The 12,659-nt window shown below is 71.9% G+C and carries 10 protein-coding genes; 4 read left to right on the top strand and 6 right to left on the bottom strand.

The features are described from left to right. Positions 1 to 100 precede the first annotated feature (100 nt). Together CES90_RS29505 and CES90_RS29500 are read right to left on the bottom strand one after the other, a co-directional pair. Positions 101 to 1,573: a hypothetical protein gene (locus CES90_RS29505; RefSeq protein WP_189787136.1), complete on the bottom strand. Its 1,473-nt coding sequence runs from the start codon at positions 1,571 to 1,573 to the stop codon at positions 101 to 103. Positions 1,574 to 1,763: 190 nt separating this feature from the next. Continuing rightward, positions 1,764 to 2,039 carry a helix-turn-helix domain-containing protein gene (locus CES90_RS29500; RefSeq protein WP_189787135.1) on the bottom strand — a complete coding sequence of 92 codons (276 nt, stop codon included), beginning with the start codon at positions 2,037 to 2,039 and terminating at the stop codon, positions 1,764 to 1,766. A gap of 73 nt (positions 2,040 to 2,112) precedes the next feature. Between CES90_RS29500 and map the strand changes: the two genes are divergently transcribed. Then, positions 2,113 to 2,901, top strand: coding sequence for a type I methionyl aminopeptidase (map, locus tag CES90_RS29495; RefSeq protein WP_189787134.1), 789 nt, complete (start codon positions 2,113 to 2,115; stop codon positions 2,899 to 2,901). A gap of 233 nt (positions 2,902 to 3,134) precedes the next feature. Next, positions 3,135 to 5,687: an ATP-dependent Clp protease ATP-binding subunit gene (locus CES90_RS29490; RefSeq protein WP_189787133.1), complete on the top strand. Its 2,553-nt coding sequence runs from the start codon at positions 3,135 to 3,137 to the stop codon at positions 5,685 to 5,687. A 3-nt stretch (positions 5,688 to 5,690) separates the two neighbouring features. On the opposite strand, the gene ggt is transcribed toward CES90_RS29490, so the two are convergent. Beyond that, positions 5,691 to 7,499: a gamma-glutamyltransferase gene (gene ggt, locus CES90_RS29485; RefSeq protein WP_229914321.1), complete on the bottom strand. Its 1,809-nt coding sequence runs from the start codon at positions 7,497 to 7,499 to the stop codon at positions 5,691 to 5,693. A gap of 146 nt (positions 7,500 to 7,645) precedes the next feature. Here ggt and CES90_RS29480 point away from each other — a divergent pair, with 146 nt between their 5' ends. After that, positions 7,646 to 8,404: a hypothetical protein gene (locus tag CES90_RS29480; protein ID WP_189787132.1), complete on the top strand. Its 759-nt coding sequence runs from the start codon at positions 7,646 to 7,648 to the stop codon at positions 8,402 to 8,404. Positions 8,405 to 8,683: 279 nt separating this feature from the next. On the opposite strand, the gene CES90_RS29475 is transcribed toward CES90_RS29480, so the two are convergent. Further along, the gene (locus CES90_RS29475; protein WP_189787131.1) at positions 8,684 to 9,151 is read right to left on the bottom strand and encodes a DUF6278 family protein; all 468 of its coding nucleotides are present in this window, start codon (positions 9,149 to 9,151) and stop codon (positions 8,684 to 8,686) included. Positions 9,152 to 9,306: 155 nt separating this feature from the next. Here CES90_RS29475 and CES90_RS29470 point away from each other — a divergent pair, with 155 nt between their 5' ends. Beyond that, positions 9,307 to 11,154, top strand: a complete 1,848-nt coding sequence (locus CES90_RS29470; protein ID WP_208921460.1) for an SGNH/GDSL hydrolase family protein — start codon at positions 9,307 to 9,309, stop codon at positions 11,152 to 11,154. A gap of 15 nt (positions 11,155 to 11,169) precedes the next feature. On the opposite strand, the gene CES90_RS29465 is transcribed toward CES90_RS29470, so the two are convergent. Next, positions 11,170 to 11,949, bottom strand: coding sequence for an exodeoxyribonuclease III (locus tag CES90_RS29465; protein ID WP_189787129.1), 780 nt, complete (start codon positions 11,947 to 11,949; stop codon positions 11,170 to 11,172). Positions 11,950 to 12,000: 51 nt separating this feature from the next. Then, positions 12,001 to 12,642, bottom strand: coding sequence for an MBL fold metallo-hydrolase (locus tag CES90_RS29460; RefSeq protein WP_189787128.1), 642 nt, complete (start codon positions 12,640 to 12,642; stop codon positions 12,001 to 12,003). Positions 12,643 to 12,659 lie beyond the last annotated feature (17 nt).

Genomic DNA, 12,659 nt, shown 5'->3' with positions numbered 1-12,659 from the left:
GGCTGAAAGTAAGCCCCGTCGACGGGCTGGGCAAGACCATCGCCGTTAACCAGCCGAGTCGATCATGTTTCGCACTCCAGTGGGTGATCACCCGCCACGCTCAGGCGAGTCCCGCCACGCGCAGTGCGTGCATCACGTCCCGGTAGCGGTCCTCCGAGACACCGCGCGCCGCCGTCAGGACGAGGGGCGCGAGCCGTTGCGGCTGGACCTCCGCGACGCGCGCCGCCTCCTCCGGAGTACGTACGTGTACATACGTGTCGAGCAGCGCACGCGCCTCCCGCTCGCGCCCCTCGGCGGCGAGACCGAGCACCGCGTCGCCGATCTCCTCGGCGGGTCGCTGAACGCCCTGCCGCAGCATCTGCTCCCCGTCCGTGGTTCGCCCCACCGCGCTCAGCGCGTCCGCGACGGCGATCAGCCGGTCCAGCGGCAGTGAGGCGGCCTCCCACAGAAGAGTCGCCCAGTCGGCGCCCAGCCCCGCCCGGTGCATCTCTGCGGCGAGCAGCGGGAAACGGTCGGCGGACCAGTACGCGAGCTCCACGAGTAGTGCGTGCGCCTCCCCGCTGCGGCTCTCTTTGCGCAGCCGGACGAGCTGCCCGACGGTCCCGGCGATCTCCCACCGCGCCTCGTCGTCCAGCGGCTGCCGCCGGGCCTGCTCCTGCCGGGCCGGCGCCGGCTCGACCCGCTCTGCGGCAGCGGCGTACCGAGCTCCCCGGGCGGCGCGGCTCTTGGGGGCGACGGGGGCCGGCGGCGTCTCGGGGACCACGACGGGCGGGGCCTCCTCCGCGTCCACGACGCCGGCGAAACGGGCCCCGCCGCGGGGGCGGCGTTTGGGGCGCTGCTTGGTGGGAGCGGGCGCCGGTACGGGGGGTTCCGGGTCGGGGCGGTGGGGCTCGGGGGCGGGGGTGGCCGGGGCCGGGGCGTCGAGGTCGGGGAAGGCCGCGGCGTACGCATGTACGTCGTGCCCGGAGCCCTGCGACGCGTCCTCCTCCTGCTCCGGCAACCGGACGACGTCCCCGGCGGGCTCCCCCGTAAAGCGCGTCGCGCCCCGCACAGGGGTGTGCGGGGCGCGACGGTCGAGGTTCTCGATGCGGGTGCGCAGCTCGGCGCAGCGGGCGGTGGCGCGTTCGTGGTCGTCGTGGGCCCAGGCCAGGTCGAGGCGGAGCGGCTCGGCCTCCTCCTGGGTGGCGGCGACCTGAAGCAGGCGGGTCAGTTCGGCGGCGCGTTCGGCGGCGAGGCGCTGTTCGCGCATCATGCCGTCGAGTCGGTCACCGAGGGCGTCACGGCCGCCGGGGAGGGAGTCGTACGCGGCGAGCGAGGCGCCGTGCAGGGCACGGGCCCGCTCGGTCTCCTGGGACGCGGCCGCCGGGCCGTACGCGACGGCGAGGTCGTGCATGAGCGCTTCCACGACGTCCCAGGGCGGCACTTCCAAGCCGTCGAGACAGGCGCGCATGCCGTCGGGGTCGCGTTGCCAGAAAACGGCGCACCAGCCACCGCCCTGGTCGAGCTTGGTCATCAGCTTGTTCAGATAACCGGCGAACTCCCGCACTTGACCCGGGAGTTGATCCACAGCCATCGCATGCTCCCCGGCAGACTGGAATGCTCCGATCCGCTAGAAAACACCAGTTGTGTTACAGCCGCGCTACGCGAAGCTTTCGGAGTGGACGCAGTGCGCTGTGCGCGGTCGGGTGGCGGCTGTGCGTGATGTGAGGGCGGAGTAGGGGTGAGGTGCGCGAAATCGGCCCCCCAGGTGACAGGACAAACGGTCAGGCGACCGCCGCGGCCGGTGTCACCACCGCGACCGGTGCGCACTGACCGGCGAGTTCGTCCATGGACAGGCCCAGCGTGCGGGCCAGGGCGGCGACCGTGAAGAAGGCCGGCGTGGGGGCGCGGCCGGTCTCGATCTTCCGGAGCGTCTCGGCGGAGATGCCGGCGCCGGCGGCGATCTCCACCATGCTGCGGCTGCCGCGGGCCTCGCGCAGCAACCGGCCCAGCCGCTCGCCGCGTTCGCGCTCTTCGGGGGTGAGAGGGGTGCGCACCATGAGCCCATACTAATGCCGCCCGCCGCCAGGCGACCGGTATATTAATTGGACATCGAGCGGTATAGTAATTGGCATGGTGGAACTCAAGACGCCCGCGTCCATCGACGCGATGTACGAGGCAGGACAGATCGTGGGACAAGCGCTCACCGCGGCGCGGAAGGCCGCCGACGTGGGCGTATCCCTGCTCGAACTGGACGAGGTGGCACGTGAGGTGCTGCGCGCGGCGGGCGCCTCGTCGCCCTTCCTGGGCTATCGGCCCTCCTTCGCGCCCGTCCCCTTTCCCGCGGTGATCTGCGCCTCGGTCAACGACGCGATCGTGCACGGCATCCCGACCTCGTACCGGCTGCGCGACGGCGACCTCGTGTCCATCGACTGCGGTGCGGAACTGGGCGGCTGGGTCGGGGACTCGGCGATCAGCTTCACCGTCGGCGAGCCCCGCCCGGCCGACCTGCGGCTCATCGAGACCGCCGAGCGGGCGCTCGCCGCGGGAATCGAGGCGGCCGTCGTCGGCAACCGCATCGGTGACATCGCCCACGCCATCGGCTCCGTCTGCCGCGCCGCCGGATACGGCATCCTCGACGGCTTCGGCGGACACGGCATCGGACACCACATGCACGAGGACCCTCCCGTACCGAACGAAGGCCGACCAGGCCGGGGCTTGCCCCTGCGGCCGGGCCTGGTGCTGGCCATCGAGCCGATGCTGATCGGCGGCGGCACGGATGGGTTCTACGAGGCGGCGGACGGATGGACGCTGCGAACGCATGACGGCTCCCGGGCGGCCCACGCGGAGCACACGGTGGCCATCACGGAGTCCGGACCGCGTGTCCTGACCGCGTGTCCTGACCGAACGGTAGCGCCGTAGGACTGCGGCCGCCTTCGGACTGCGGGTGCGTGAGGGCTGGTCGTGCGGTTCCCCGCGCCCCTTAACAGCATGGGGTGCGGGCAGTTTTTTTGGGGGCGCGAGCAACCACAACGCACCCGCACCCGCACCCGCACCCGCACCCGCACCCGCACCCGCACCCGCCACACAACCCATCCCTCCCGAGCTATCAGGCGTCCGGCATAGCCGCGCGCCGACAGGGAACTCGCCAGCGGATGAACAGCCGATTCCCGGGCCCCGAGGGCTACGGCCCCGACCCCTTCAGTGAGTTCTTCGCACGCTTTTTCGGTGGACCGCGCCCCCAGCGGATCGAGATCGGGCGGCTGATGAGCGGCCAGGCCCGGCAGCTGGTGGCGGATGCGGCGGCGTACGCGGCGCGGCACGGCAGCAGTGACCTGGACACCCAGCATCTGCTGCGGGCCGCGCTCGAGGCCGAGCCGACCCGGTCTCTGGTGGCCCGGGCGGGCGCCGATCCCGACGCGTTGGCCGGTGAGATCGACGAGCGGTCGGGCCCGGTCCGGCACCGGCCAGGGCAGGGGCCGACGCCGGACTCGCTGGCCCTGACCCCGGCGGTCAAACGGGCTCTGCTGGACGCCCATGAGCTGGCCAGGGCCACCGGCTCCGGCTACATCGGCCCCGAACACGTCCTGAGCGCCCTCGCCGCGAACCCGGACTCGGCCGCCGGGCACATCCTGGGTGCGGCGCGGCTGCCGGCGTCGGCGCTGCCGCCGGAGGCGTCGGAGCCACCGGCGGCGGGCACGCCGGCCGGGCTTCAGTCGCGCACCGATCTGCCGCACCACGCCCCGACCCCGACGCTCGACAAGTACGGCCGTGATCTCACCGACCTCGCGCGGCTGGGCCGTATCGACCCGGTGATCGGCCGGGACGAGGAGATCGAGCAGACCGTGGAGGTGCTCTCCCGGCGGGGCAAGAACAACCCGGTCCTCATCGGCGAGGCGGGCGTGGGCAAGACCGCCGTCGTGGAGGGGCTGGCCCAGCGCATCGCGGAGGGGGACGTGCCCGACGTGCTCGCCGGGCGCCGGGTGGTCGCCCTGGACCTGTCCGGGGTGGTCGCGGGGACCCGTTACCGCGGGGACTTCGAGGAGCGGCTGACGAACATCGTCGACGAGATACGCACGCACTCCGAGGAACTGATCGTCTTCATCGACGAGTTGCACACCGTCGTGGGCGCCGGCGCGGGCGAGAGCAGCGCGATGGACGCGGGCAACATCCTCAAGCCCGCCCTGGCGCGCGGCGAGCTGAACATCGTGGGCGCGACGACACTGGAGGAGTACCGCCGGATCGAGAAGGACGCGGCACTGGCCCGCCGCTTCCAGCCGGTGCTGGTCTCCGAGCCGTCCGCCGCGGACGCCCTGGAGATCCTGCGCGGTCTGCGGGACCGGTACGAGGCCCACCACCAGGTCCGCTACCCCGACGAGGCGCTCGTGGCCGCCGTGGACCTGTCCGACCGATATCTCAGCGAGCGCCGGCTGCCCGACAAGGCCATCGACCTGATGGACCAGGCCGGGGCCCGGGTGCGGCTGCGGGCCCGCACGAAGGGAACGGATGTGCGGGCCCTGGAGCGGGAGATCGAACAGCTGACCAGGGACAAGGACCAGGCGGTCGCGGGCGAGGAGTACGAGGAGGCCACGCGGCTCCGGGACCGGATCGGCGAGTTGAAGAGCAGGATCACCGAGGGGCACGGCGAGGAGCAGGCCGACGACGGGCAGAGCCTGGAGGTCACCGCCGAGGACATCGCCGAGGTGGTGTCCCGGCAGACCGGGATCCCCGTCAGCAGCCTCACCCAGGAGGAGAAGGAACGGCTTCTCGGGCTGGCCCGACATCTGCACCAGCGGGTCGTCGGGCAGGACGAGGCGGTGGACGTGGTCGCCGACGCCGTACTGCGCTCCCGCGCCGGGCTCTCCAGCCCCGACCGGCCGATCGGCAGCTTCCTCTTCCTGGGCCCGACCGGTGTCGGCAAGACGGAACTGGCCCGCGCGCTCGCGGAGGCGCTCTTCGGCAGCGAGGAGCGGATGGTGCGCCTCGACATGAGCGAGTACCAGGAGCGGCACACGGTCAGCCGGCTGGTCGGCGCCCCGCCCGGCTATGTCGGCCACGAGGCGGCCGGTCAGCTGACGGAGACCGTACGGCGGCACCCGTACTCGTTGCTGTTGCTGGACGAGGTCGAGAAGGCCCACCCGGACGTCTTCAACATCCTGCTCCAGGTCCTCGACGACGGCCGGCTCACCGACGCCCAGGGCCGCACGGTCGACTTCACCAACACGGTGATCGTGATGACGAGCAATCTGGGTTCGGAGGCCATCGGTCGCGGCGGGGCGGGCCTGGGCTTCTCGGCGGGCGGCACCGAGGCGGCCGACGAGGAGCGGCGCGAGCGGATCCTCAGGCCGCTACGTGAGCACTTCCGGCCGGAGTTCCTCAACCGCGTCGACGAGATCGTCGTCTTCCGCCGGCTCTCCGACGCCCAGCTACGGCAGATCACCGGCTTGTTGCTGGAGCACACCCGGGACCGGCTGCACCAGCGGGACGTCACCATCGAGTTCACCGATCAGGCCGTCGACTGGCTCGCCCGCCACGGCCACGAGCCCGAGTACGGCGCCCGGCCGCTGCGCCGCACAATCCAGCGAGAGGTCGACAACCCCCTGTCCCGGCTGCTCCTGGACGGTCGCCTGCCGTCCGGCAGCCGGGTGGTGGTGGAGGCGGAGGACGGGCGGCTCGCCTTCCGTACGGCGCCGCCCGCCCCTGGATGACGGCTACTTCACGGGGTGCACGACCATCGCCGCGCCGCCCCCGCGCCGTACGGTCTCCGCGGCGGCCAGCCACTTGCCGTGGGGCAGGCGCTGGACGCCGGCCACCGCGCCGATCTCCGGGTTCTGCCGGAAGCCGTGCCCGATGGCTTCGAGCTCGGTCTTCAACGGGCTGTTCCACAGGCCCGGTTCGAGTTCGGTCGTGGTCTGGTTGCGCTGGCTGGCGCGCGGCGCGGCGATCGCGTCCACCAGGGGCATGCCCCGGTCGAGGAAGCCGGTGAGCGTCCGCAGGACGGTGGTGATGATGGTCGCGCCGCCGGGCGAGCCGAGCGCCACGACCGGCTTGCCGTGCTGGTCCAGCACGATCGTCGGCGACATCGACGAGCGCGGCCGCTTGCCCGGCCCCGGCAGGTTCGGATCGTGCACCGCCGGGTTGGCCGGGGTGAAGGAGAAGTCCGTCAGCTCGTTGTTGAGCAGGAAGCCCCGGCCCGGCACGGTGATGCCGCTGCCGCCGGTCTGCTCGATGGTGAGGGTGTACGCGACGACGTTGCCCCACTTGTCGGCGACCGTGAGGTGGGTGGTGCTGTCACCCTCGTACGTCGTCGGAGCCGCCGTACCGCCCGTCGCGCAGGCCGCCGGGTTACGCGGGTCGGCCGGGGCGACGGGGCTGGTGAGCACCGCGTCGTCCTTGATCAGGCACTCGCGCGAGTCGGCGAACTTCTGCGACAGCAGTTCCTTCGTCGGTACGTCCTCGAAGGCGGGGTCGCCGACCCAGCGCCCACGGTCGGCGAACGCGATACGGCTCGCCTCGATGAAGCGGTGCAGGTACTGGACATCGCTCGCCTTCGACAGGTCGGTCCGCTCAAGGATGTTGAGCGCTTCACCGACAGTCGTGCCACCGGAGGAGGACGGGGCCATGCCGTAGACGTCGAGTCCCCGGTACGACACCTTCGTGGGCGCCTGGCGCTTGGTGCGGTACGCGGCGAGGTCGTCGGTCGTCAGGTCGCCGGGGCGTGCGTTGTAGCCCGAACCCGGGTCCACCGGTGGTTTGTTGACGGTGTCGACGATGTCCTGGGCGAGGTCTCCCCGGTAGAGGGCACCGACGCCCTCGCGACCCAACTCCTCGTACGTACGGGCCAGATCGGGGTTCTTGAGGGTCGAGCCGACGACCGGGAGCTCGCCGCCGGGCAGATACAGGTCGACGGTGGCCGGGAAGTTCCTGAACCGGGCCTCGTTGGAGGCGGTCTGGGAGCGGAAGGTCGCGTCGACGACGAAGCCGTCCCGGGCGAGCTTCTCGGCGGGCTTGAGCAGCTTGGCGAGCGGCTTGCTGCCCCAACTCCTCAGCGCGCTCTGCCAGGTGGCGGGCGTGCCGGGCGTACCGACACTGAGCCCGCTGGTGACGGCCTCCGCGAAGGGGATCGCCGTGCCGTTCTCCCGGAAGAGGTTCTCGTCGGCGCTCAGCGGTGCGGTCTCGCGGCCGTCGATGGTGTGCACCTTGCGGGACTTGGCGTCGTAGTAGACGAAGTAGCCGCCTCCGCCGATGCCGGCCGAGTAGGGCTCGGTGACGCCGAGCGCGGCGGCCGTGGCGACGGCGGCGTCCACCGCGTTGCCGCCCTTTTTCAGCACCTCGATCCCGGCGGCCGAGGCGTCCGGGTCGACGCTGGAGACGGCCCCGCCGTAGCCGACGGCGACCGGCGCCTTCTCGACGGGGTCCGTCGCGGCGGAGGTCGGTGGCGCCGCCGCCCCCACCGACACCACGGTGGCCGAAGCCGCCAGAACCGCCAGTTTCCGCGCGACAGGGCGACGCAGACGCATCCACTACCTCCAGTCAACGACCGTCGGTCAACGACCGTCCGCGCAGACTAACGCGGTTGCCATGGTCCCGTCAGGTGGCATCACGGGCCGGTGAATCGGTCATGGATTCGGGCGGCGTTTCGTGACGCCCGCTACCATGCGCGGCCATGAATGACGACGTGCGCAATATCGTCCTCGGCGTGATCGCGGCGGGCATCAGTGCCTCGCTGGGCTGGTTCGTCCGGACCTACCTGTGGAAGCGCAAGCTCCGCCGCAAGCAGACGTTCTTCGGACTGCCCGACAACTCCGAGTCCCTGCTGGTGGTCAACCGCGACCCGTCCAGCTCGGACCTGGCGGTGCACCGCTTCGACGTGTTCGCGCTGCTGGAACTCTCCGCGCTCGTCAAGGACTGCGGTGCGCACGCGCAGATCATCACCCAGGACGCCGCCCAGCAGGGCTTCGGCGAACGCACCGAGTTCTGCGTGGGCGGACCCGGATCGAATCGCCGCGTGGCCGCCCATCTCGCCGCGATGCTCCCCGGCATTCGCTTCAACACCAACCCCGACCCCGGGCCCGACCGGGGCGCCCTGCAGATCGGCAGCGAGCGCTACCGGCTGGAACCCGGCGTCAACGAGCATGTGATCCTGGCCCGGCTCACCACCGGCCAGCCCGACCAGTCCCGGCCCGTCTTCCTCTTCTGCGGCCAGCGCGCCATCAACAACCAGGCCGCCACCCGCTATCTCGCCCGCCACCACGAACGCCTGTTCCGCAAGTACGGCACGGGCACCTTCGTCCTCCTGCTGAAGGTCGTCAACTCCCAGGCGTACGGTCCCGATGTCGTCGAACTCGTCGCGGACGTCACGCGCGCCGCCCAGACGCCGGCGGCAGCGGTGGTTCCGGCCGCGACCTCGCATCGCCCCTCATAGGGGCCGGGCCTACATCGAGCACAACCCGACCGGCGCGCAGCTGACCTTCTCCTCGCCGCCGAACGACCCGTCATACGTGTCGATCCCGCTGCGCGAGCAGTGATCTCCGGCTGCCGCCGGGCGGGCCTGGCCCCTTGGCTACTGCCCGCTCGGCAGCAGCGTTCCTGGTACGACCGGGGTGGCGCCCTCGGCCGCGATCACCTCCAAGTGGGTGAACCGCTCATCGTAGTCGAGGCACGCAGCCGGTCAGTGGCGCCGGTCATCAGAAGTCGGCCGCCGTCAGGAAACGTTGCCCTCCGCGACCTCGGCGTACAGCTGTGAGAGTTCCGGTACGCCGCTGGCGGCCCACGCGTGGCCGGCCTCGACCACGTCGATCTCCCTGCCGGAGGCCAGCCGCACCACGGGCTGACCGTTGGGCCAGATCTCCCAGCGGGTGCCGGGGATCGTGCGGACGACGACCGTGCCGAGGTAGAGCCCGGCGTCGTTGCCGAGCCAGGCCACGGCCTCCTCGTCGTCGCGCCAGCGGGGCACGAGCTGGTCGAGGGCCTCCAACGAAGCGGCGGAGTCGTCGAGTTCGACACCGGCCTGCTGGGCCTGCGTGCGCAGCAGTTCGCATTCGGAGAGAAGTTCGGCGAGACCCTCGTGGCCTTCCTCGTCACCACCGTCACCGTCGTCGCCGGAGAACACCGCGACCCCGAAAGCGGGGCCACGCCTCTTGCGCCAGTTGCCCAGGAACGAGATGTTCATGTGGTCAGCGTGTCATTCGCACCGCTCTGCGCACCACAGGCGCGCGGGCGCCGCCTGTTCGCCGGGAGTTCGTCCGTGGTTCACGCGCACCTCGTTGACGTGCCCTGACGCCTCTTTAGTTTCGTAGCACATCTGTCGTCTCATCGTTGTAGTCGATGTCGCAATCGTCATGGCCGTCATGGCCGCCATGGCCGCCATCGTCGTCAGCAGCGAAACGGGAGGGGGCGCGCGTGCGCCGACGCGTCTGGAAAACGGCCGTCGTACTGGGGCTGCTGGCGACGCTCGCACCCGGCGCCTCCGCCCGGGCCGCCACCGGCTCGGGCACCGGCGCGGGCACCGAACCGGCGCCGCTGGAACGGCTCTTCGACAACAGGGCCGTCAGCGACGACGCCCGGCCCGCCGAGGCCGACTTCGACGGCTCCGGCGGCTCCCTCTCGGCACAGGACCTGACCGCCGCCGGCTGGACGCCCGGGCGCGCGCTGACGGTCCAGGGCGCACGCCTGACCTGGCCGCGCCGCACTGCGGGCGAGCCGGACAACGTACGCGCGAACGGCCAGTCCGTACGGGTACGCGGCCGTGGCGACGCCCTCGTCTTCCTGGTCGCCGGCACGGCCGGCACCGACGCCGTGGGCAGCGGCACGGTCCGCTACGCGGGCGGCGCCCGCTCGACGTACCGCCTCACCGCCCCGGACTGGCGCACCGGCCCACTCGCCACCAAGGCCGTGGCGCTCCCCCGCGTCAACACCCCCGGCGGTCAACTCGCCGAGAGGGCACGGCTGTACGTCGTCACCGTGCCGGTCGTACAGGGCCGTGAGGTCTCCTCGGTGACCCTGCCGCGCAACCGGGACCTGCATGTGTTCGCCCTGTCCGTGCGGTCCGGGTCACAGGGCTGGACCGGGAGCTGGGCGACCGCGACCTCGGGCTACTCGGCCGTCGGGCCCTGGACCGACCGGACGCTGCGGCTCGTGGTGCACACCTCGGCGGGCGGGCCCCGGGTGCGGATCCGGCTCGACAACTCCTTCGCGTCGGCGCCGGTACGGGTCGGGAGCGCGACGGTGGCGTTGCGGGCCCAGGGCGCCGCCGCGCGGAGTGTGCCGGTGCCGTTGTCCTTCCGGGGTGCGGCGGGTACCGAGATCCCGGCGGGGGCACAGGCGTTCAGCGATCCGCTCGGCTTCGAGGTGCCCGCGGACACCGACCTGCTGGTGAGCTTCCATCTGCCGGGCACGGTGTCGGCCGCGCCCGTCCACCGGCTCGCCCAGCAGACCTCGTACGTCAGCGAACCGGGCGACCACGCGGGCGACGGCTCGGCGGCGGCGTACACCTCGACGATCACCGGCTGGCCGCTGCTGACCGGTGTCGACGTGGGCGGCGGCCCCGGCTCCGTCGTACTCCTCGGCGACTCGATCACCGACGGCGACAAGTCCACGCCCGACGCGAACCGCCGCTGGCCGGACGTGCTCGCCGACCGGCTGCGGAGCCAGAACGCCGTCCCGCGCTACGGGGTCCTCAACCAGGGGATCTCGGCGAACCGGGTGGGCACCGACGTCTACCCCGGCGACGGTGTGTCCACCAGTTCGGGCGGCGTGAGCGCCCTGCACCGCCTCGACCGTGACGTCCTCGCCCAGAGCTCCGCCCGTACCGCCGTCGTCTTCCAGGGCGTCAACGACGTCCGCTGGGGCGCGTCGGCGGACCGGGTCATCGCCGGGCTGCGGGAGATCGCCGCCCGGGGCCACGAGCGCGGTCTGCGGATGCTCGTGGCGACGATCGCGCCCTGCGAGGGCGAGGCCCGCTGCACGGCCGCCGCCGACGCTGAGCGCTCCGCGGTGAACGCCTGGATCCGTAGCAACGAGGAGTTCGACGGCGTGCTCGACTTCGATGCCGTGCTCCGGGATCCGGCGCGGCCTTCCCGGATGCTCCCCGCGTACGACAGCGGGGACCATCTGCATCCGGGGGACGCGGGCCTCGAGGCGCTCGCCGAGTCGGTGGACCTCAGGCTGCTGTAACGGCCTGGACGTGGCCTAGACGTCCAGGTCGACGACGACCGGCGCGTGGTCCGAGGCGCCCTTGCCCTTGCGCTCCTCGCGGTCCACGTACGCGTCCTTGACCGCCTTCGCGAACGGTTCGTTGCCGTACACCAGGTCGATGCGCATGCCTCGGTTCTTGGGGAAGCAGAGCTGGCGGTAGTCCCAGTACGTGAAGGGGTGGTCGTACTTGAGGGGGCGCGGAACGACGTCGGAGAGACCGGCCTCGCGGAGGGAGGCGAGGGCGGCGCGCTCGGCGGGGGTGACATGGGTGAGGCCCTCGAAGGCGGCGACATCGTGCACGTCGTCGTCCGTCGGCGCCACGTTGTAGTCGCCCATGACGGCGAAGGGGCGGCTGCCGGCGGCGTCGCCCGCTACGGCGGCCTTGAGGGCCTCGAACCACTGGAGCTTGTAGGCGTAGTGCGGGTGGTCGACCTCGCGGCCGTTCGGCACGTACACCGACCAGACGCGGACCGGGCCACAGGTCGCGGAGATCGCGCGGGGCTCCACCACGCCGTCGTAGCCGGGGTCGCCGGGCAGGCCCTTGACCACGTCCTCGATGCCTGTGCGGGAGATCACCGCCACGCCGTTCCACCGGCCCGTGGCGTGCACCGCGGCCTCGTAGCCCTTCTCGCGCAGCGCTTCGAACGGGAAGCCGTCCTCGGCGATCTTGGCCTCCTGGAGGCAGAGCACGTCCGTGTTGCTGCTCTCCAGCCAGGCCAGAAGCCTCGGGAGGCGGGCGGTGATCGAGTTCACGTTCCAGGTGGCGATACGCATGCCCACAACTTACCGGCCGGGTCCGACAACGCCGCCCCGGCCCGTCCTCGCTCAGAGGTCGGCCGAGGTGCCGGGGGTGAGCCGCAGGTGTTCCGCGCCGCCGAGGGCGCCGATCTGGCGGTCGTAGATCGGGCGGGCGAGGTCGGTGAGGAGGGCGTCGTGGATGTCGTACGCGCGTCGCGGCTTCACCTCGCGGACGTAGTCGATGACCTCGGAGATCTTGCTCCAGGGGGCCATGACGGGGAGCATCAGCGTCTCCACGGCGTGGTCGGGGACGGTGAGGGCGTCGCCGGGGTGGAAGACGCGGCCGCCGTCGATGAGGTAGCCGACGTTGGTGATGCGCGGGATGTCCGGGTGGATGACGGCGTGGAGTTCGCCGTGGACCTGGACGTCGAAGCCCGCGGCGGTGAACGTGTCGCCGTGGCCGACGGTGTGCACCCGGCCCGGGAAGGCGGCGGAGATCTTCTCGGCGACGGACCGCAGGGTCCAGATCTCGGCGGCCGGGTTGGCGTCCAGGGCCGCGCGGAGCCGTCCCTCGTCGAAGTGGTCGGGGTGCTCGTGCGTGACCAGGACGGCGTCCGCGCCGACCGCGGCGTCCTCCTCGCTGAAGGCACCGGGATCGATGACGAGCGTGCGTCCGTCCTTCTCCAGACGGACGCAGGCGTGCGACTTCTTCGTGAGCGTGAGCTTCATGGCTCCATCCTGCCCCC

Source organism: Streptomyces capitiformicae, from assembly GCF_002214185.1.
Taxonomy (GTDB): Bacteria; Actinomycetota; Actinomycetes; order Streptomycetales; family Streptomycetaceae; genus Streptomyces; species Streptomyces capitiformicae.
This window is presented reverse-complemented; position numbering and strand designations above follow the sequence as displayed.

Excerpts from the sequence above, each read along its gene's own strand:
- CES90_RS29460 (WP_189787128.1), bottom strand. The coding sequence starts at position 12,642 with ATGAAGCTCACGCTCACGAAGAAGTCGCACGCCTGCGTCCGTCTGGAG.
- map (WP_189787134.1), top strand. The coding sequence starts at position 2,113 with ATGGTGGAACTCAAGACGCCCGCGTCCATCGACGCGATGTACGAGGCA.
- CES90_RS29470 (WP_208921460.1), top strand. The coding sequence starts at position 9,307 with ATGTCGCAATCGTCATGGCCGTCATGGCCGCCATGGCCGCCATCGTCG.
- CES90_RS29505 (WP_189787136.1), bottom strand. The coding sequence starts at position 1,573 with ATGGCTGTGGATCAACTCCCGGGTCAAGTGCGGGAGTTCGCCGGTTAT.
- CES90_RS29475 (WP_189787131.1), bottom strand. The coding sequence starts at position 9,151 with ATGAACATCTCGTTCCTGGGCAACTGGCGCAAGAGGCGTGGCCCCGCT.
- CES90_RS29465 (WP_189787129.1), bottom strand. The coding sequence starts at position 11,949 with ATGCGTATCGCCACCTGGAACGTGAACTCGATCACCGCCCGCCTCCCG.
- CES90_RS29490 (WP_189787133.1), top strand. The coding sequence starts at position 3,135 with ATGAACAGCCGATTCCCGGGCCCCGAGGGCTACGGCCCCGACCCCTTC.
- CES90_RS29500 (WP_189787135.1), bottom strand. The coding sequence starts at position 2,039 with ATGGTGCGCACCCCTCTCACCCCCGAAGAGCGCGAACGCGGCGAGCGG.
- ggt (WP_229914321.1), bottom strand. The coding sequence starts at position 7,499 with ATGCGTCTGCGTCGCCCTGTCGCGCGGAAACTGGCGGTTCTGGCGGCT.
- CES90_RS29480 (WP_189787132.1), top strand. The coding sequence starts at position 7,646 with ATGAATGACGACGTGCGCAATATCGTCCTCGGCGTGATCGCGGCGGGC.